The following is a 19,237-nucleotide window of genomic DNA, read 5'->3' on the forward strand; positions in this document are numbered from 1 at the left end:
ATAGCGTAGGTCGAACGCTGAGTTATGTCAACAGCCGGGAAAATTATCCTGGAGTGTGAACAGGAATATTATCAGATAAACAGGATTGTTGTGAGTGCTATGCCAGTCATTGTTATTGCGGCGGGCAGGATATAGCGTCTAAGCCCTGCGCTGCCCATGAATATAACCATCAGCCCCTTGACCGCGGTGTTTGTGGCTGCAGCCAGGATAATTCCGGTTGCAGCATTTGTTGTATCCAGTGCACCCTGGCCTGAATTCATCTTTGCAAGTGTGATCGATATGGCGTCAACATCGGCAATGCCTGCCAACACGCTGGATACGAGCACACCGCTGCTGCCCCAGTTCATCTGTGCGAATTTCGATATGACCAGAATAATGGAAACCAGTATTGCAAAGCTTATTGCTGGCCACAGCTCGAACGGGTTGGCAAAAGAGACTTCGGCCGCATTGTCCGTATGTCCGGCCTTTTTATAAAGCCAGAGGCAATAGATCAGTCCCACTGCGACCGGTATGAGCATCGGCAGGATGATCCTCCGGGCCAGGGGCATATTCAATACTCCCACTATTACGATGATCCTGCCGAACATGACGGTCCATGCAATTGTTATTGCAAGGGCAAAGTTCTTTGCCAGGGTTTGAGCCTGCCGGCTCTGCTGGGTGCATGAAAGAGTAAGCGCCGTAGATGACGCCAGTCCGCCCAGGAGACCGGTAAGGCCCATGCCCTTTGACGGGCCTATGACCTTTATGAGTATGTATCCAACGAAGCTTATGCCTGAAATCAGAATGACCAGAAGCCATATATTGAAAGGATTTATCTGGCTGAAAGGCTCCGGGCCGAAGCTCCTGTTAGGAAGTATCGGCAGGATGATTGCGGTTATGACCGCGAACTTGAGCGTTGCAAAAAGGTCTTCCCTGGACATTTGTTTTACAATGCCGTGCAGCTCGGGTTTCATGGATAAGAGGAGCGTAGTCATTACCCCCAATGCACCCGCTATGGCAATCTGGCCGTAATTGCACATGATGCCGCAGATAAGTGCGATAAGCGCTGATACTTCACCAGTAATACCGGATCTTTCATTAACGGTGTCAGCATATTGCGTTACTGCGAAGATGATCCCGAATATGCCTATCATGGTGACAAGCGGCAGGATGGAACGGGTAATGTCCGATATGAACGCCGAGGCGCAGCCGCAAAGAGAAATCAGAGCAAAAGTCCTGATCCCGGCTGTGTGTTCCCTTTCGTCTCCCCTGCTGAAAGAGAATTCACGCTGCATGCCTATGAGGATGCCTATGAGAAGCGCAACGCCGAACCTTAAAAAAAGATACGGGTCCTGCTGTATGAGCATAGGATACTTATCGGTTCTGAGAATGAATTATTAAACAGTTAATATTGAAATTGTGGGTACGGGAGGTAATATCTCATAAATTCTTTACAGTTTTATTTGAGGGCTGTAAGCTTGGCTGAGTGGATTAATTCAGCTTTGGTCAGACCGGACGGCGGGGAAGATATGGCGCAGCTAACTTTGAAGGAATGGATAATAAGGGCTGAAAACGACAGGCGGTTCATGGAAAACGTCACCGCCTTAAAGAGGCTTGATGCTTCATCGGGCAGCTTCTCCACTTTTCCTGAGTGGGTGGATAAAAGAATAAAAAATGTTCTCGAGGCCCGGGGGATAAAAAAACTCTACAGCCATCAAGCGGATGCAGTCGATCTGGTAAGAAAGGGCAGAGATGTCGTCCTTGTCACTCCCACGGCAAGCGGAAAGACCCTGTGCTACAACATCCCGGTACTCCAGAGCATTATTGAAATGCCCGAAACCAGGGCCCTTTATATGTTCCCGACAAAGGCCCTTGCACAGGACCAGATGCAGGAAGTTCACAGTCTGATTACAGAGCTCGATATGAACATCAAGACGTTCACCTATGACGGTGACACGCCCGATGACGCCCGGCAGGCTATACGCAGACAGGGCCACATAGTGATTACAAACCCTGATATGATGCATACAGGCATTCTGCCGCACCATACAAAATGGCAGAAACTTTTCGCCAACCTTAAGTACATAGTGGTCGATGAACTCCATATCTACCGCGGGATATTCGGCAGCCACCTTGCAAACGTCTTCAGAAGACTAAAGCGGATATGCAATTTTTACGGGAGCAATCCTGTTTTTATCTGCTGTTCGGCAACCGTGGCCAACCCCAGGGAGCATTCCGAGGCCATACTCGGCCGGGAGACCGAACTTATCGACAAAAGCGGAGCGCCGCGGGGGGAAAGGACTGTTATCCTTTATAATCCACCGGTAGTGAACCGGGAACTCGGCATCAGGCAAAGCGCCATGGTGCCTGCGCGTGAAATCGCAAAAAGCCTTGTCGATAACGGCATACAGACGATTATTTTTGCTACATCAAGACTCAATGTCGAGGTCCTGACGAAATATCTGAAGGATGCATTTGCACCCGGCAGGCTTCCGGATGACAGCCGGTTCATTTCAGGATATCGGGGCGGCTATCTGCCCGAGACAAGGCGCGAGATCGAAAGAGGCCTCAGGGATAAAGAGGTAATGGGTGTTGTCAGTACGAATGCACTTGAGCTTGGTATTGACATCGGAAATCTGGAGGCATGCATAATGACAGGGTACCCCGGCTCGATTGCAAGTCTCTGGCAGCAGGCTGGCCGGGCTGGCCGCAAGAAGGATTCATGTCTAGCCGTACTTGTGGGGAAAAGCATGCCTGTCGATCAGTTCATAATGGAAAATCCTGATTTCCTTTTCGGCAGCCCGCCCGAGCACTGCCGGATAAATCCCGACAACCTCCTGATATTGCTCCATCATATAAAATGTGCGGCGTTCGAGTTGCCGTTTATGGAAGGTGAAAGCTTCGGGGGCGAAAATATAAAGGAGATTCTCGACTATCTTGCCGAAAAGGGTGTTCTCCACAAGGCGGGCGAACAATGGCATTTTTCAGCAGACAGTTATCCCGCGGATGATGTCAGCCTGCGTACCGTCAATCCGGACAATGTCGTTATCGTCGATGAAACAGTTACCGGCTCAAGCAGGATCATTGCCGAGGTGGATTTCGACAGCGCATTTACTTCGGTTCATGAGGGCGCGATCTATATGCTGGAATCGAGGCAGTATCATGTGGATAAATTTGATGTCGAGAGGCGCAAAGCCTATGTCCATCAGGTGGATTCCGACTATTATACGGATGCCATGACCTGGACGAATGTCAGCGTGCTGGATGAATTTTCAAACAAAAAAAGCGGAGTAATAACAGTGGGGCACGGCGAGGTCGAGGTTGTGAGGAAGGTCGCCGGCTTCAAAAAAATAAAATTCTATACCGGTGAAAACGTCGGCTTTGGTGACGTGAACCTGCCGCAGAACGATATGCATACGACCAGCTACTGGTTCACCATTCCCTGGAAGGGGCTCGACACCCTGGAGATTACGCGCGGGCAGATCCTTGACGGCCTGATGGGGCTTAGCTACTGTCTGCATCAAATTGCGGCCATCTGGATCATGTCCGATGTACGTGACATAGACAGGGCCATAGGTGACAAGACCGGCCAGTGGTACATCAAAGGCGGCAGGGACAGGCTCGCTGCAACTCAGGGTGCGGAAACGCCGTTAGGTCTTTTCGACCCCACGATATTCATTTTTGACGCATACCCCGGGGGCATAGGCTTTTCAGAGCTCTTATTCGAGATGCACGAGGACATACTTGCGCATGCCCGCACTCTCATTAACGTATGCCCATGTGAAAACGGCTGCCCCTCATGCGTGGGCCCTCGTCTCGAAGTCGGGCCGGATGCAAAGTATGCAGCACTTGAGATACTGCAATTGATGCTGGGAAAATAAATTTAGTTAATTGTCGATAAGCAGAATTCTTACATCCATTACGTTTGTTCGGGTCGGTCCGGTTACAAGCAGGTCGCCTGTTTCTTTGAGAAAATTGTAAGAATCATTGGAGGCAAGGTAATTATCGATATTGAGCCCCTTTGCCTTTCCGCGTGAAGCCGTTCCTGTATCGACAATACCTCCGGCCGCATCGGTAGGTCCGTCCGAGCCGTCTGTTCCGCCGCTTAGCACAACGATTTTCTTATCCATACCCGCAATTTCCTTTGCGGATACGAGGGCGAATTCCTGGTTTCGGCCTCCCTTGCCGCTTCCCTTTATTTTTACCGTAGTTTCTCCGCCGCTGATTATGCATGCGGGAAGACTTGCCGGATTGCCTGAAAAGAGTATCTGGCGCGCTATGGTGATATGTGCCTGCGCAATTTCTGTCGTATCGCCGTCAATGGCTGAAGAAAGGAGCATTGTATGGTAGCCCATCGATGAAGCCTCTTCCTTTGCTGCCGTGCAGGCCATAAGATTGCTGCCGACAATTATATTCGTTATTTTATCAAAGATGGGATCACATTCTTTGGGCGTTTCCGGGATACTGCCTTCAGAACCGGCCTTGAGCATATCAATTACACTTACGGGGAGTCTGTCCCGGAGCCCATATTTATTGATAATCCCCATTGCATCATTGAATGAAGACCTGTCAGGTACAAAAGGGCCTGATGCGATTACATCCATGTCGTCACCTATGACATCGGAGAGCATGAGATTTATTACGGTTGCAGGATATGCGATTCTGGCAAGCCCACCCCCTTTCGAGGAGGAAAGGTGCTTTCTTACAGTATTTATCTCATGGATATCCGCGCCGCATTTGAGCAGTTCATCGGTTACTTTTTTTTTCTCCGCGAGCGATATTCCCTGGACGGGCATTGGCAGAAGGGCTGATCCTCCGCCTGATATAAGCGAGATGACGAGGTCATTTTCATTGCAGTCTTGAAGAAGACCCGCAATCTTCTGAGCCCCGGCTATTCCGTTCTCATCAGGCACAGGATGACCGGCTTCTATAAGTTCGATTTTATCAAGCTGCATTCCGTGGCCGTATTTAATTACGACTGTTCCTTTGCTTATCCGTTCTCCCAGAATGGCTTCAACCGCCTTCGCCATTGGGGCAGATGCCTTCCCTGCACCGACAACGACAATTCTGACATAATCATTCAGGTCGTACTTTTTATCACCTGCGCTCAGCATGTTATTGTTTAAGGTCAGAAAAGATTTTACTGCATTTTCGGGATCAACCGCAGCAACAGCAGTCTTGAATATTTTCAGAGCATCATCTCTCATACTGGATGTTTTATCCTGCATTAAACCACCTCCGTGGATCTGACTGATAATAAGTTTTAGCATGAGAAAAAAGTTCATACCATAAATATATGTCAGGCTCGTTGACATGGGATTGTTATTTCCTTAAGGTACCAGACATGCGGATAATCCTTGCATCAGCTTCACCCAGGAGGAAGGAGTTGCTCAAATATCTGGGGATTGAATTCGATATCGTTATCCCGGATATACATGAGCACGTACGTGATGAAGAACCGCCTGAAGCCTTCTGTTCCCGCATCAGCAGGGAAAAGGCCCTGGCGGTAAGAAAGGAGTTCAAGGATTCTCTTATAATTGCAGCCGATACCATAGTTGTTATAGATGGTGAAATTCTAGGCAAGCCGAAAAACAGCGATGATGCATGCTCGTACCTCAGGCGTTTGAGCGGCAGGCGGCACACCGTGTTTACAGCCTACACGATACTATTTCCCAGTGGAGATGATGAGGTGACCAGGGTTGTAAGTTCAACAGTTCACTTTGCCGATATGAGGGAAGATGATATTATATGGTATGTTTCTACGGGTGAACCCATGGATAAGGCGGGAGCATACGGTCTTCAGGGAATAGGGGCGGCCTTTGTGGACAGAATTGACGGATCTTTCACGAATGTCATCGGCCTTCCCCTTGCTGAAGTGTTTAAGGATATCAAACCTTTTATAATGCTTAAGAAAAACAGCTCAGGAGGTATCAATGCGTAAGTTCATCATGGCTATTGACCAGGGGACAACAGGTACAAGGGTGATGATAGTTGACAAAAAAGGCACGATAGTTTCAAGCGCCTATACCGAATTTCCCCAGATCTACCCGAAGCCCGGATGGGTAGAGCACAATGCAGAGATAATATGGGATTCGACGGTTCAGGTCATGAACCAGGCATTTAAGGATGCAGACATAACGGCAGCGAATATTTTAGGGATTGGGATTACGAATCAGAGAGAAACCTCGGTTATCTGGGATAGAAAAACTCTGAAACCCGTACATAACGCCATCGTCTGGCAGTGCCGCAGAAGCGCGGGCATTTGCGATGAAATGAAGGGAAAAGGGCTTGAGCCGGTTTTTCAGAAGAAGACAGGTCTTGTACTTGATGCATATTTTTCCGGGACAAAGGTGAAATGGCTTCTGGATGAACATCCCGAAATAAGGAGCAGGGCTGAGGCAGGAGAACTTGCATTCGGAACCATAGATACTTGGATTATTGCCAAACTTACCGGGGGAAGAGTTCATGTGACGGATTATACAAATGCTTCACGAACCCTAATGTATAATATCCATGAAAAAAAGTGGGATGATGAATTGCTTGAGCATCTGGATATTCCCTCATCGCTTCTTCCCAAGGTTGTTTCGTCATCCGAGATTGTCGGTGAAAGCGATCCGAATGTGACAGGCGCCGCGATACCGGTTGCAGGAATAGCCGGCGACCAGCAGGCGGCACTTTTCGGTCAGGGATGTTTTTCTGAAGGCCAGGCTAAGAATACTTACGGCACCGGCTGCTTCATGCTTTTGAATATCGGCAGTAAAAAGGTGGAACCTGAAAGCGGGCTGATACTGACACTTGCCTGTGACGGTGAAGGAAAGCCCTGCTATGCAATGGAAGGGTCCATCTTTATCGGAGGCGCGGTAATGCAGTGGCTGAGGGACGGGCTGGGACTTGTGTCATCTGCGGCGGAATCGCAGGCTATTGCCGAGAGCGTGAAAGACACGGACGGTGTATACTTTGTTCCCGCCTTTGCAGGCCTTGGAGCGCCATACTGGGACATGTATGCGAGAGGTGGTATTCTGGGTATAACAAGGGGAACTACGCGGGCGCATATCATCAGGGCTGCGCTTGAAGGCATCGCCTTCCAGGTCAAGGATCTTATAGGTGCATTCGAGTGCGTGACAGGTGAGAAATTCACTGAGCTCAGGGTTGATGGAGGTGCGTGCAAAAATAATTTCCTCATGCAGTTCCAGGCTGATACGCTGGGCTGTCCGATAGACCGTTCATCATATATCGAGTCGACCGGAATGGGTGCAGCATTTCTTGCCGGGATGGCAACAGGCTTCTGGCCTTCGAGTGAAGAGATAAAAAATCTCAGAAAATCGGATAAGGTTTTTTATCCGAGAATAAATGAAGAGTCGCGGACAAAGATGTATGACGGCTGGATTGATGCAATCAGCAGGGTAAAGAGCAGGGTTTGATGAAGTTTCTTGAATATCTGGGCCGCATTGCAATATCTTTTGTCGAACAGGTAGGCGAGATTGGTATCTTCCTGTCCAGTATTATCAAATGGCTTTTCAGGAGGCCCTTTTTCTTTCAGCAGCTTTTCAAACAGATGGAATTTATTGGAGTGAAGTCGACTACCGTTATCCTGCTTACGGGCATTTTTACAGGTATGGTAACAGCGCTTCAGATGCATTACGGATTCAGGCAATTCGGTGCCGAGGCGCTTGTCGGGTCTACAGCTACGCTCAGTGTCACTAGAGAACTTGGTCCTGTCCTTGCTGCGCTTATGGTTACGGCCAGGGCAGGCTCGGCAATGACGGCCGAGATCGGCACCATGAGAGTCACTGAGCAAATCGATGCCCTTACCGTAATGGGAGTCAATCCTTTTCAGTATATTGTTATTCCGCGGATAATTGCAGCGCTCCTCGTCATGCCCATGCTGACACTTGTTTATGATGCTGTGGGCATGGTCGGGTCATGGATTGTCGGGGTGAAAATTCTGGGTATAAATGAGAGCATGTTCTGGTACCGTATAACGGAATATGTTCATTACAAAGACATATTTACAGGAATGTTCAAGGCGACATTCTTCGGCCTGATCATTGCAACTGTCGGGAGCTACAAGGGTTATTCGACAACAGGTGGTGCCGAGGGAGTAGGCCGGGCGACAACTTATTCCGTGGTTATCTCTTCTGTGAGCATACTGATTGCGGACTACATCCTGACTGCTCTGATGTATTGATTCAAGGATTACCGAAACTTCCTGTTAAAAAAAGTTCCTGACCAGATCGTCATTATCACCTGATATGAAGGGCAATTCATACCCCGGGCTGTTCTCAGGAAACCATGTAATGATAGAACAGTTGGATTTTCTGATATATGCAGTTGAGAAGACTTACGATAATTGAAAGTAAAAAGGGAACGGTTTTCATTTGAGAAAACCATTCCCTTTATTTATTCTTAAGTATGTTTCTAATTATGTGATCTGTTTCTTTTCCTGGCAAAGAAACCTACCGAAAGCATACCCAGACCTATCAGCACCAATGATGCGGGTTCAGGTACAGGTGATGCAGAACTGTAATTGATTGTAAGTGTTGAGGAGTCTATGTAAAAATCCCCGCCAAGAGAGGCAAGTGTAACTGTCAGAGCACCGTTCTGAAGACTGACATTGTAATTATATGTGCCGGTATCAACTTCCCCGATTGCCCATGTGCCGTTATTTGTCCAGCCCAGGGCAAATTCCGGTCCGTCCAGCCAGCTGTTGCTGTCATCACGCAGTCTTATTGAGAGTTTGCCATTAATAGTGCTGTTATCCGGTGATGGATTAAATGTGAAAGCCTGTGTCCATTTAACATAGTCACCGGATCCGTCCAGAAGGTTTACCGAACCTCTGCCATAACCGGTAAGAGATGCCGTTCCATCACCAGAGCTTACAATCCCTGTTGAATTGAATGTGGCTACGTTTGTCAAGGTTATAGGTGCTCCGAAAGAACTGCCTGTAAAGACAAAGAAAAAGACCGCCATGACGATTAAGATTTTCCTCATAGTTAGAACCCTCCATTAAATAAAATTATTATTTGCCCCTGTAATAGTAATAATTCACATTATTAATTTGTTCCTTATAATTTATGGAAAGGTATTGTCAATAAAATAATTATTGATTTCAAAGCGTTCAACATATTCTTGGTACAAGCTCTCCAGTCGGGAGGTCTATTTCACGAGATCCTCCGATTGCTGTTTTGAGGATGAGTCTTCCCCTCCCTGATGATTCGTTAACAGTTCCTATCAGTGCGGCATGCGTGCCGAGAGGATTTGCTCTCATAATATCAAGCACAACTCCTGCTGATGTTTGAGGGCAAAATATGACAAATTTGCCTTCATTGGCCAGGTAGAGAGCATCCAGCCCGAGAATTTCACAGGCGCCTCTCACCTGTTCCCTGACAGGTATCAATGATTCATCAATTGTTACGGTAAATCCTGATTGCTGGGCAATCTCCGCAAGGATGGCTCCAAGCCCGCCCCGCGTTGCATCACGCATGCAATGTACATCAGGACAGGCCTCAAGTATCTCTTCGACAATGCTGTTAAGGGGTGATGAATCCGAGAGTACTCCTTCTCCAATATCTATCCCTTCACGTACACTCAGGATTGCAGTTCCATGATCGCCGATGGTGCCGTTTATGATTACGCAGTCGCCCGGTCTTATGCTTTTTATCCCTATCGGGCTTTTATATGTAACCATTCCGATCCCGGATGTGTTTATGAATATTCCGTCAGCAGTTCCTTTGGGGACAACCTTTGTATCCCCGGTGACGATAATAACTCCGGACTTTTCCGCTGCTCCCGCCATCGAGGCGATGATTGTTTCGAGGTCTTTCATCAAAAACCCTTCTTCAATGATAAACCCAGTACTCAGATACAGCGGCTTCCCGCCGCACATCGAGATGTCGTTCACTGTCCCGTGGACAGCCAGAGAACCAATATTGCCGCCAGGAAAGAATACGGGCTGGACAACATATGAATCGGTGGAAAAGCAGAGTTTGGTTTCCCTGACATCGAAAATTGCACCATCCTCCAATCTTTCCAGAAATGTATTTTTGAACAAAGGGAGAAATTTATCGTTGATTAGTCCATTGCTGAGAAGTCCTCCGCTTCCATGTTCCAGGAGAATCTTTTCATGTCTCATTCTTTTTTCCTTTCCCGAAAGATTTTTTCTTGTGGTAAGTCCCGGTGGCGGACGGCGGCGGATACTGCCTGACCAAGCGATATTCCACCATCGTTTGTCGGAACAAGCCTGTGATGATATACATCGAAGCCGCTTTTCTCAAGGAATTTTATGGCGCCTTCAAGGAGAAGTCTGTTCTGGAAACATCCGCCGCTCAATGCGACCCTGTTTAAATTGTATTTTTCCCTCAGTCTGCATGCAACATCGGCAGTTCCCATGATAATTGACGAATGGAATCGACCTCCGATATCTGCAGGAACTGCACCATGTATTATATCTGAAACGATCTGCCTGATCATCGGATTTGTCTGAAGAATTATCATGTCATCTTTAATATCAAGTTCATATTCATATGGATAGGTTGAACCATTATATGAGACCGACTCCAGTTCCATTGCAGCCTGACCTTCGAAACTTACAAAGCGCTTTAAACCTGTAAGTGCCGAAATGCCGTCGAAAAGCCTTCCCATGCTTGATGTGGCCGGATTGTTGAGCCCTATGTTCATGGCTTTCTCAATCTGTATTGTGGAGGTCTCATCCTGGATCAGCCCCAGCTTATCCGCATATGACCGCCATTTCTTTCCGAATGCGTTTCTTAAAAGGCTGACCGCAATGCGCCAAGGCTCACGGATTGCCTTTTCCCCGCCAGGAAGTGTGAACAGGTTCAGATGGCCGGCGCGGATGAAATCTTTTTCGTCCGCAATCAGGAATTCGCCACCCCAAACTGTTTTATCTGTCCCGTATCCGGTCCCGTCAAATGCAATGCCTATTACCTTACCGGAAAGACCGTTTTCAGCCATTGAGCTTACAATATGCGCATGATGATGCTGAACTTTGTAAGCAGGCTTGCCCATTGATTCGGCAATTCTGGTGGAATAGTAGCCGGGATGCAGATCGCAGGCGATTATGTCAGGCCTGCATTCGGTCATCTCCTGCATGAATTCAAGGTTTTCATGATAAAAATCCCTTGCCACAGGTGTTTCCATATCACCGATATGAGGGCTCAGATAAGCGGCATTCCCTTTCAGAATGCATACCGTTGCCTTCAGATGAGGTCCCATCGCCAGAACGCCCGGATAGTCACTGTTCAGCATGACTGGTGTTGGTGCATAACCACGTGAACGCCTCATAATGCGTGGAGTTCCTGCAGCTATGAAAGAGATCGAGTCATCACAGCGCACGAGGATATCGCGGTTGTGGATCAGGAAGTAATCGGCGATCCCTTTCAGACGCTCAATGGCCTCCCTGTTTCCCGTACAGATCGGTTCATCTGTCTGGTTAGCACTGGTCATGACAAGCGCATTGAAGCCTTCAGCAAAAAGAAGATGATGAAGCGGAGAATAGGGAAGCATGATGCCGAGGTTTGAGAGGCCGGGCGCAACCATTGAAGAGAGCAGGGATGGTTTCTTTTCAAGCAGCACTATCGGTCTCTGATGAGAAACAAGCAGGTTTTCTTCCTCACTGCTTATTTTGGCATACAGTTTAGCGGCAACAATATCCTTCACCATTATTGCAAGCGGCTTTTCCTCACGGTATTTGCGGCTCCTGAGCCTTTCTACAGCCTTATCATTTTCCGCATCGACACACAGATGAAATCCTCCGATACCTTTTATGGCTGCAATCCAGCCTTCCTTCAAAAGTTCAGCTGTCCTGCTGAGAGGGTCAGCCATTATTTCAATACCGTTAGAATCAAACAGTTTAAGCCGGGGTCCGCAGACAGGGCATGCATTAGGTTCCGCATGGAATCTCCGGTTGGCCGGATTCTCATATTCTTTCCGGCATTCGGGACAGAGTTCGAAACATGCCATTGAAGTGTTTTCCCTGTCATACGGGATGTCCTTTATGATTGTCAGTCTAGGCCCGCAATCGGTGCAGTTGATAAAAGGATAATTAAACCGTCTGTCAACAGGATCAAAGAGCTCGTTCAGACATGCCCCGCATGTGGCTATATCAGGGGTTATGTGGACATTTGTTTCGCCTGAATGATCGCTTGCTATAATCCTGAAATCATTTTCGCCGACAGGAGCTACTTCCCTTTCTTCAAGTAAGGTGATATGCGCCAGGGGCGGCAGCTCATGCCGAACCGCTTCCTTGAAAGATACAATGGAAGTCTGAACACCCTCAACCTCGGCAATTACACCATCTGTCCGGTTCTGGACAAAGCCGGCAAGACCGCTGCGAACGGCAATCCTGTAAATAAACGGCCTGAATCCGACCCCCTGGACAATGCCGGAAAAGTTGAATCTCACCCTTTTGATTTCATGCATTTTTCCTGAATGTTTCAATCTGTTCGTTCAACCACTCAAACCATGTATGAAGTCCATCGCCTGTTTTGCAGGATACTTCGAAGATTTTAAGTCCATTGTTCAGGCCGAGGGCATCCCTCCTGGCCCTTTCGAGGTCGAAACTGACATACGGCATCAGATCCATTTTATTGATTATAAGTGCCTTTGATTCCTGAAACATCAATGGATACTTTGAAGGCTTGTCCGCACCTTCCGGCGTGCTTAAAAGCATTGCCTTGAAATTCTCGCCCATCTTGAACTCTGCCGGACAAACCAGATTGCCCACATTCTCCACGATGAGGAGGTCTATTTTGTCCATGTCGAGACCCGGAAACGCATCCCTTATCATGTTGCCGTCGAGATGGCATGCCGTTCCCGTATTGATCTGGACAGCGGGAACGCCAAGCGCCGCCACCCTGTCGGCGTCATGCGTGTCCTGGATGTCTCCTTCTATTACCGCTATACGGTACCTGTCTTTCAGGGCGAGGATGGTTTTTTCTACAAGGCTTGTCTTGCCGGCTCCCGGTCCGCTCATGAGGTTTATAACGAATATCCTTTTTTCGTCGAACAGTTTCCTGTTTTCCTGTGCAATGCGTTCGTTTGCATCAAGGACATTTCTGACTACGGATATTTTCATAGGACGACCTCCATTAATGATATTTGTAGTATGACGAACATGTTCCCTCGGCTGAAACCATGCAGGGCCCAAGTGGATTGACCGGTGTGCATGTCTTTGCGAAAAGCGGGCATTCATCGGGTGTTTTTATGCCTTTGAGTATGTCACCGCATGAGCAGCCTTTGATTTCCTGCGACCTGATAGCGGGAATATCGAAGCGGCTTAATGTATCAAATGAGCGCAGAGAATTCTTTATGAAAAGACCGCTCGCACTGATAATTCCAAGTCCGCGCCATTCCGAATCACCTGTTTCAAAGACGGCATCAATAAATTCCCTTGCTTTATGATTACCTTCCGGGTTTATGCCCCTCTTGTACTGAATGGTCACATCGGGCCTGTTTTCAGTGATCTGCTCAAGGATCAATAACACGCCTTCGAGTATGTCAACGGGCTCAAACCCTGTTATTACGGCGGGCCTACCTGATTCTGCTATGAATCTGTATGCCTCGGCGCCCAGTACCATGCTTACATGTCCCGGGCACATGAAACCGTCTATATTAAGTGCAGGATCTTTTGCCAGGGCCATCATGGCAGGCGGTATTATCTTGTGGACAGACATCACGCTTAAATTTCTGATGCCTTTATCTTTTGCGCGGATAATCATTGATGCAACGGTAGGGGAAGTCGTCTCGAATCCTATTCCCATGAAAATGACTTCTTTCCCGGAATTATCATTGGCAATGTTCAGGCAATCAAGGGTGGATGAGACGACTCTTATATCCGAACCCTCGGCACGGAGTTTCTGCAGGCTTGCACCTTCCGTACCGGGCACTCTCATCATATCTCCGAATGTCGTGAATATGACATTCTTCTGTGAAGCAAACCAGATCGCCCTGTCTACGTCCGAAATAGCCGTTACGCATACCGGACATCCGGGACCGGAAATCAGCCTGACGTTTTCCGGCAGGAGCTTTCTTATTCCATACCTGCCGATAGCCTGGGTATGGCTGCCGCAGACTTCCATGATCGTTATTGTCCTGCTTGTACGAAAGGCCAGCTTTTTGATCTTTTCGATAAGCGCTCTCGCGAGTGCCGGGTCCCGGTATTCGTCAATATGTTTCATTTTCCATTATCTCTTTAAGGACTTCCAGACTTTCCCTGGCCGAGGCCTCATCAACCTTGTGCATTGCGTAACCCGCGTGCGAGATGAGGTAGTCGCCAAGGTTTACAGGTTCGTCCATAAGGTCCAGGCTTACCTCGCGCCTTGTCCCTCCTATATCTATCGTCGCGAAGTTGTCTTCATTAATTGAGATGACCTTGCCGGGAAATGCGATACACATAATTGCTTCTCCTACACTACTTCCATTTCTATAAGTTTTAATTCTTCGGTTCCGCCGGTCAGCATGATTTCACCGCCTTTGCATTGAGGACAAGCCGCTTCATAGGAATCCATCTTGAAATCCTTTTCACAGCTCAGGCAATATATGACCACGGGTTTTATGTCAAACTCGAGTCTGGCCCCCTGAGCGACTGTGCCTTCGGAGAGGACCTCGAAGGCGAATTCAAGCGCTGCGGGCACCACGGTCGATGCCTTGCCGAACGACAGACTTATGCTCTCGACCTTCTTGAAATTCTCCTTTTTCGCATATTCGTTTATAATTTCTATTATCGACTGAACAAGAGACATCTCATGCATGTCTCGTCTCCGGTTTTACGCCGAACCTTTCAAGCTCCTTCAAAAGAAGACCTTCCATCACTGGCAGGCGGTTCTTCAATTCATCTGTCATCTCAAGTTCCATGTCCTTGAACTCCTTAGGGATTATGCAGAGAAAGACGATTTCGGGCAGATCGCCCATCATCTCAGCCTTTATGAGCACATCTGAGAATTTAACTTCATGAGCTGATGTGGGGGGTGGTATCTTTGTGAGAAATTCCTCATGCGTGAATCTGAATATGGAACCGGGTTTATCGCCGAGTTTAATGCAGTCGATCACTATCATTATGTCGCTCCGGTCGAATATGTCGAGCAGGACATATCCCATAACACCACCGTCTATCAGTTCGACATTTTCAGGAAAAATATATTTTTGCTCAATGTATCTGACGAAATGAACCCCGAATCCCTCATCAGACAGAAGGATGTTTCCCAGTCCCAGAATTGTGATGCGTCTGTTTTCCATATTATCCTGATAACAAATAAAGGAGGGATTCAATCCCTCCTTTATCTTCAGTCTATAGAAGCTCTATTCAGAATCAATGCTCATCTTTCTTGTAAAGTCTTCCGCCTACCATCGATGATAGTGTGCCTTCCTTGATGACTGCATCATACCAGAACGCCATATAGATATGTACAGGTATGAAAAGAAGAAAGAGCCATGTGAATATGTGATGTACATATCTCACGGTCGCCAGGCCTCCCATCCATCCCGCAAGCGGCTTGAATATTGAAGTGAAGCTTACAGAATAGTTGTTGCCCATAAGGGCGAGTCCCGTGATGACTATTATCAGCCACATGACGATGAGCCCGCCGTACGCAAGAGACTGAAGCGGCCCGTAAAGGTATTTGTGTCCGGGCTTTTCCTCGGAGATAAAGGCGTAGAACTTTATCTGCTTCCAGAAGTTGGGCCAGTCGGTCCAGGCCAGAAAATCCTTCCAGTCCGCATGAAAGCGCGAAAAGAACATCATGTAAAGGCGCCATATAAGCGTAAAGCTCAGGATTATGCCGAAAAGGATATGCACATAGCGCACATGGCCCATGAGGAACTTGTCTATCGTTTCGCCGGCGCCCACCGAGAACGGATCTGCAATATAGAACCCTGTCGGGATCAGTATGAAGATGGACAATGCCATCAGCCAGTGGTTGGCCCTCATAGACAGCGACCATTCTTTAACCGCTACTCTCGTATCCATGGTCTTCTCCCTTATGCTACCTTGATTACCCTAACTTCGTTCGTATCGGTGTCGATCAGGTGGACGGCGCATGCCATGCATGGATCGAATGAATGTATCGTGCGCAGTATTTCCAGCGGCTGCTCGATATTGGACAGTTTGGTTCCGATGAGTGATTCCTCGTACGGTCCGCGTTTGCTGTCTTTCGCCCTGGGAGAACAGTTCCATGTGGAAGGAACGATAGCCTGGTAGTTTGCTATCTTGTGGCCTTCGATCTTGATCCAGTGGCCGAGAGCCCCTCGAGGAGGTTCTGTAAGTCCGCGACCTTCGCCTTCCTTCGGGACATCGCAGCGTGTCCAGGTCGTTGTATCGCCTGATGCAAGATTTGCAATAAGTTCATTGACCCAGCCGTCGATCTTGTCTCCGATATATACGGTCTCGATTCCCCTTGCAGCTGTCCTGCCCAGGGTCGAGAAGAGGGCGGCCACAGGAATACCTGCGGTATTCAATGTGTTGTCGATAAGCGGTTTGATTTCCTTATGCCCCTGGGCGTATGCGACGACCATTCTCGCAAGCGGACCGACTTCGTATGGATCGTTGTCGAAACGCGGCGCTTTGCACCATGAGTATTTGCCTTCATTGTCAAGATTTCCGTTCTTATAGCCGGTATAATCGGGCTCGGTTGTTTCAACATAGGGGTGTCCTCCTTCACCCTTATACCAGGAATGGGTGACTTCTTCTGTAATCTTGCTCTCGTCCAGCTCCATCGGATGGGATATGTCGGCAGCCTTTACCAGACCCCTCGGGAAGAGAAGTTCATTCTCGCCGTCGTCAAGCGGGAACCCGCCGTAAGCAAGATAATTCTTTACGCCTGCGCCGATTCCGGCTGCGCCTTCGTCCTTGTAGTATGTTGCAGCAAGAAGCAGGTCGGGGATGTATGCGGTCTTGACAAAATTATTAAGTTCATAAAGCCTGTATCTGTATGCAGCGATGCGGTTTGCATCAAGGTCTGCTCCGCATGTTACGCCGCCAACCACGAGTGTCTGCGGGTGCGGGTTTTTGCCGCCGAATATCGCCATCATCTGAGCTCCCAGCTTTGAAACCTGAAGGGCGTCAAGGTAGTGTGATGTGATAATGAGGTTTGCCTCAGGCGGCAGTTTATAGGATGCGTTGCCCCAGTATGCATTTGCAAAAGGCCCGAGCCTGCCGGATTCTACAAATTTCTTGAGTCTCTTCTGCACCGCTTCATAGTGCGTTACGGAACAGTTGTATGGATCATCGCTGTAGGCGCGAGCCATTTCGACCGCTTTCTTGGGGTCCGCAGACAGGCATTTTGTTATATCGACCCAGTCGAGCCCGTGAAGGTGATAGAAATGCATGATGTGGTCTGTCAGATACTGGGCACCGTGAATAAGGTTCCTTATGATGCGTGCGTTTTTAGGCGGTTTTATCTTGAATGCGTCTTCGCAGGCCTTGATGCTTGCCTCGTAATGGACATATGTACAGACTCCGCAGAATCTCTGTACAATGAGTCCGGCATCTCTCGGGTCACGACCTTTGAGTATCTGTTCGATGCCTCGCCACAGCGTGATGCTGCTCCATGCGTCTTTGATAACATTATTTTCAACCTCGCATTCGATGCGAAGGTGGCCTTCAATCCTGGTAATCGGATCAACAATTATTCTTGCCATGATTTATCCTCCGGTTTCCGCTATCCGTCAGTGAGCAGAATGCTCTTCTTTTTTGTCTTCAGCCGCATTTTTCGGCTGCCCGTGATTCTTTGCCAGCGTTATGCCTGCATGTGCCGCAACACCGACAACCGTTGCACCAAGAAGACCGGCACCGATCAGGTCAACCGGTGCCTCAACACCGCCCAGGCCGATTGGCTTTTCCGCCAGAGGCTTCTCAAATGGCGCCATTCTGTCCCAGAAAGCGGGTTCGGTGCAGCCTATGCAGCCGTGGCCTGCCATTACCGGCCAGCTCATACCGTCATTGAATCTTGCCTTTGCGCAATTTGCATATGTGTAAGGGCCTTTGCATCCGACTTTGTACAGGCACCATCCATTTAACTGACCCTGGTCACCCCATTCCTGTACGTACTCGCCGGCATCATAGTGAGGCCTTCTCTCACAGAAGTCATGTATCCGCTTGCCGTATCCGAACAAAGGTCTGCCCAGGGAGTCGCAAGGAGGCAGTCCCTTGAACAGCAGAAGATGAAGCAGTGTCCCTACAAAATTTACCGGATTGGGCGGACAGCCTGCAATATTGACCGTTGTCTTGCTTATCACCGAGCTTATGCCCTTTGCATCGGTGGGGTTCGGGTCTGCAGCCGGAATTCCGCCGAATGAAGAACAGCTTCCTATGCATATTGTTGCAAGCGCATTTCCGCATACTTCCTTTGCTATTTCTTTGCCAGTTCTTCCCTTGGGCCCCAGTCTCATGAAATCGCCGTTGTGGCCTACGGGGATCGACCCCTCGACTACACAGACATACTGGCCCTTCAGATTATTAACACAATCTTCGAGACATTTTTCAGCCTGATGACCTGCGGCGGCCATCAGTGTCTCATGGTACACCAGGTCGATTGTATCGAGCAGGATGGAGTCGACATTCGGGTATGATGTTCTCAGGAAGGCCTCAGAACATCCCGTGCATTCGGCAAAATGCAGCCAGACAACCGGAAGCCTGCTGATATTTTCAGCTGCTTTGGCCACCATCGGCTTGAACATGGGAGGCAGCATAAGTGCTGCTGTCATCGCGGTGGTCCATTTCATGAAATCTCTTCTGGATACGCCTCGTTCCTTCAGCTCTTCGGTGAGGTTAAATCTTGCAGGCGGGAGGGCTGCGTCCATTTCCTCCATGTGCGCACTGCACTGTTCCATGAGCTTTTCGTATTGCTCTTTGATATTCCTATTACAACCCTTCTTTCCTGGCATACCTTAACCCCCTCTTTGTTATTAGGTATTTTTGAGTTAAATATTTCAGGAGACATAAGCCGGAAAATTTATCAAGAGAAATATTGAATCATAATTTCTAATGAGATTTCAATTAGTTGATAAAGTATGTGAATTATTACATAATGAAAAAGAGAAAACAAAAGGCCGCCATTTGGCGGCCTTTTGTTATTTGTTGATTTATAAAGTCTATTTCACTTCGGATTTCTTTTCGTATTCCTCAAGCCAGCGGGGGCAGTGGGTGTTGGCCCAGGCCTTGGTTACCCAGCCCGTGATCATTGCCTGTACCGTTCCCGGGTTCCCTATTGTGCCGAGGTAGATGTGCACCATGATGAAGGATGCG

General features: G+C 48.4%; 17 protein-coding genes. 4 read left to right on the forward strand and 13 right to left on the reverse strand.

What is annotated here, in order from left to right:
* Window positions 1–71: 71 nt before the first annotated feature.
* Window positions 72–1,346 (reverse strand): MgtC/SapB family protein, encoded by a 1,275-nt coding sequence (locus VIS94_07605; GenBank protein HEY9160933.1) that lies wholly within the window; start codon window positions 1,344–1,346, stop codon window positions 72–74.
* Between the two features lie 162 nt (window positions 1,347–1,508).
* Here VIS94_07605 and VIS94_07610 point away from each other — a divergent pair, with 162 nt between their 5' ends.
* Complete coding sequence (locus VIS94_07610) at window positions 1,509–3,860, forward strand: DEAD/DEAH box helicase (protein HEY9160934.1); 2,352 nt, start codon at window positions 1,509–1,511, stop codon at window positions 3,858–3,860.
* Window positions 3,861–3,866: 6 nt separating this feature from the next.
* Here VIS94_07610 and VIS94_07615 read toward each other — a convergent pair whose 3' ends face one another.
* Window positions 3,867–5,207, reverse strand: coding sequence for a glycerate kinase (locus VIS94_07615; protein HEY9160935.1), 1,341 nt, complete (start codon window positions 5,205–5,207; stop codon window positions 3,867–3,869).
* Window positions 5,208–5,323: 116 nt separating this feature from the next.
* Here VIS94_07615 and VIS94_07620 point away from each other — a divergent pair, with 116 nt between their 5' ends.
* From VIS94_07620 to VIS94_07630, 3 genes are read left to right on the forward strand one after another with little or no spacing between them, the layout of a single operon-like run.
* Window positions 5,324–5,920: a Maf family protein gene (locus tag VIS94_07620; GenBank protein HEY9160936.1), complete on the forward strand. Its 597-nt coding sequence runs from the start codon at window positions 5,324–5,326 to the stop codon at window positions 5,918–5,920.
* Window positions 5,913–7,400, forward strand: coding sequence for a glycerol kinase GlpK (gene glpK / locus VIS94_07625; GenBank protein ID HEY9160937.1), 1,488 nt, complete (start codon window positions 5,913–5,915; stop codon window positions 7,398–7,400). Before VIS94_07620 ends, glpK begins: the two co-directional genes overlap by 8 nt.
* Complete coding sequence (locus VIS94_07630; protein HEY9160938.1) at window positions 7,400–8,167, forward strand: ABC transporter permease; 768 nt, start codon at window positions 7,400–7,402, stop codon at window positions 8,165–8,167. The genes glpK and VIS94_07630 overlap by 1 nt, the downstream gene beginning before the upstream one ends.
* A gap of 230 nt (window positions 8,168–8,397) precedes the next feature.
* On the opposite strand, the gene VIS94_07635 is transcribed toward VIS94_07630, so the two are convergent.
* The 11 genes from VIS94_07635 to VIS94_07685 form a co-directional block, all read right to left on the reverse strand.
* On the reverse strand, window positions 8,398–8,970 hold the full coding sequence (locus VIS94_07635; GenBank protein HEY9160939.1) for a PEP-CTERM sorting domain-containing protein: 573 nt from the start codon (window positions 8,968–8,970) through the stop codon (window positions 8,398–8,400).
* A 127-nt stretch (window positions 8,971–9,097) separates the two neighbouring features.
* Window positions 9,098–10,111, reverse strand: a complete 1,014-nt coding sequence (gene hypE, locus VIS94_07640) for a hydrogenase expression/formation protein HypE (GenBank protein ID HEY9160940.1) — start codon at window positions 10,109–10,111, stop codon at window positions 9,098–9,100.
* Window positions 10,108–12,417 carry a carbamoyltransferase HypF gene (gene hypF, locus VIS94_07645; GenBank protein ID HEY9160941.1) on the reverse strand — a complete coding sequence of 770 codons (2,310 nt, stop codon included), beginning with the start codon at window positions 12,415–12,417 and terminating at the stop codon, window positions 10,108–10,110. Before hypF ends, hypE begins: the two co-directional genes overlap by 4 nt.
* Window positions 12,410–13,072, reverse strand: coding sequence for a hydrogenase nickel incorporation protein HypB (gene hypB, locus VIS94_07650; GenBank protein ID HEY9160942.1), 663 nt, complete (start codon window positions 13,070–13,072; stop codon window positions 12,410–12,412). The genes hypF and hypB overlap by 8 nt, the downstream gene beginning before the upstream one ends.
* A gap of 13 nt (window positions 13,073–13,085) precedes the next feature.
* Window positions 13,086–14,174: a hydrogenase formation protein HypD gene (gene hypD / locus VIS94_07655; protein HEY9160943.1), complete on the reverse strand. Its 1,089-nt coding sequence runs from the start codon at window positions 14,172–14,174 to the stop codon at window positions 13,086–13,088.
* Window positions 14,161–14,391, reverse strand: a complete 231-nt coding sequence (locus tag VIS94_07660) for a HypC/HybG/HupF family hydrogenase formation chaperone (protein HEY9160944.1) — start codon at window positions 14,389–14,391, stop codon at window positions 14,161–14,163. The genes hypD and VIS94_07660 overlap by 14 nt, the downstream gene beginning before the upstream one ends.
* Before the next feature lie 11 nt (window positions 14,392–14,402).
* On the reverse strand, window positions 14,403–14,747 hold the full coding sequence (gene hypA / locus VIS94_07665) for a hydrogenase maturation nickel metallochaperone HypA (GenBank protein HEY9160945.1): 345 nt from the start codon (window positions 14,745–14,747) through the stop codon (window positions 14,403–14,405).
* The gene (locus VIS94_07670) at window positions 14,740–15,231 is read right to left on the reverse strand and encodes a HyaD/HybD family hydrogenase maturation endopeptidase (GenBank protein HEY9160946.1); all 492 of its coding nucleotides are present in this window, start codon (window positions 15,229–15,231) and stop codon (window positions 14,740–14,742) included. The genes hypA and VIS94_07670 overlap by 8 nt, the downstream gene beginning before the upstream one ends.
* A 73-nt stretch (window positions 15,232–15,304) precedes the next feature.
* Window positions 15,305–15,961, reverse strand: a complete 657-nt coding sequence (gene cybH / locus VIS94_07675) for a Ni/Fe-hydrogenase, b-type cytochrome subunit (protein HEY9160947.1) — start codon at window positions 15,959–15,961, stop codon at window positions 15,305–15,307.
* Window positions 15,962–15,972: 11 nt separating this feature from the next.
* A complete protein-coding gene (locus VIS94_07680; protein HEY9160948.1) occupies window positions 15,973–17,631 on the reverse strand; it encodes a nickel-dependent hydrogenase large subunit in 1,659 nt (552 codons plus the stop codon).
* Window positions 17,632–17,658: 27 nt separating this feature from the next.
* Window positions 17,659–18,876, reverse strand: coding sequence for a hydrogenase small subunit (locus tag VIS94_07685; protein HEY9160949.1), 1,218 nt, complete (start codon window positions 18,874–18,876; stop codon window positions 17,659–17,661).
* Window positions 18,877–19,237 lie beyond the last annotated feature (361 nt).

The sequence above is a fragment of the Desulfomonilia bacterium genome (assembly GCA_036567785.1).
Taxonomy (GTDB): Bacteria; Desulfobacterota; Desulfomonilia; order UBA1062; family UBA1062; genus DATCTV01.

Bases quoted from the DNA above. Each gene is read 5' to 3' on its own strand.
- VIS94_07635 (HEY9160939.1), bottom strand. From the start codon at position 8,970: ATGAGGAAAATCTTAATCGTCATGGCGGTCTTTTTCTTTGTCTTTACA.
- VIS94_07680 (HEY9160948.1), bottom strand. From the start codon at position 17,631: ATGGCAAGAATAATTGTTGATCCGATTACCAGGATTGAAGGCCACCTT.
- VIS94_07605 (HEY9160933.1), bottom strand. From the start codon at position 1,346: ATGCTCATACAGCAGGACCCGTATCTTTTTTTAAGGTTCGGCGTTGCG.
- VIS94_07610 (HEY9160934.1), top strand. From the start codon at position 1,509: ATGGCGCAGCTAACTTTGAAGGAATGGATAATAAGGGCTGAAAACGAC.
- hypB (HEY9160942.1), bottom strand. From the start codon at position 13,072: ATGAAAATATCCGTAGTCAGAAATGTCCTTGATGCAAACGAACGCATT.
- VIS94_07660 (HEY9160944.1), bottom strand. From the start codon at position 14,391: ATGTGTATCGCATTTCCCGGCAAGGTCATCTCAATTAATGAAGACAAC.
- VIS94_07670 (HEY9160946.1), bottom strand. From the start codon at position 15,231: ATGGAAAACAGACGCATCACAATTCTGGGACTGGGAAACATCCTTCTG.
- VIS94_07620 (HEY9160936.1), top strand. From the start codon at position 5,324: ATGCGGATAATCCTTGCATCAGCTTCACCCAGGAGGAAGGAGTTGCTC.
- hypE (HEY9160940.1), bottom strand. From the start codon at position 10,111: ATGAGACATGAAAAGATTCTCCTGGAACATGGAAGCGGAGGACTTCTC.
- hypD (HEY9160943.1), bottom strand. From the start codon at position 14,174: ATGAAACATATTGACGAATACCGGGACCCGGCACTCGCGAGAGCGCTT.
- VIS94_07685 (HEY9160949.1), bottom strand. From the start codon at position 18,876: ATGCCAGGAAAGAAGGGTTGTAATAGGAATATCAAAGAGCAATACGAA.
- hypF (HEY9160941.1), bottom strand. From the start codon at position 12,417: ATGCATGAAATCAAAAGGGTGAGATTCAACTTTTCCGGCATTGTCCAG.
- VIS94_07615 (HEY9160935.1), bottom strand. From the start codon at position 5,207: ATGCAGGATAAAACATCCAGTATGAGAGATGATGCTCTGAAAATATTC.
- VIS94_07630 (HEY9160938.1), top strand. From the start codon at position 7,400: ATGAAGTTTCTTGAATATCTGGGCCGCATTGCAATATCTTTTGTCGAA.
- glpK (HEY9160937.1), top strand. From the start codon at position 5,913: ATGCGTAAGTTCATCATGGCTATTGACCAGGGGACAACAGGTACAAGG.
- cybH (HEY9160947.1), bottom strand. From the start codon at position 15,961: ATGGATACGAGAGTAGCGGTTAAAGAATGGTCGCTGTCTATGAGGGCC.
- hypA (HEY9160945.1), bottom strand. From the start codon at position 14,747: ATGCATGAGATGTCTCTTGTTCAGTCGATAATAGAAATTATAAACGAA.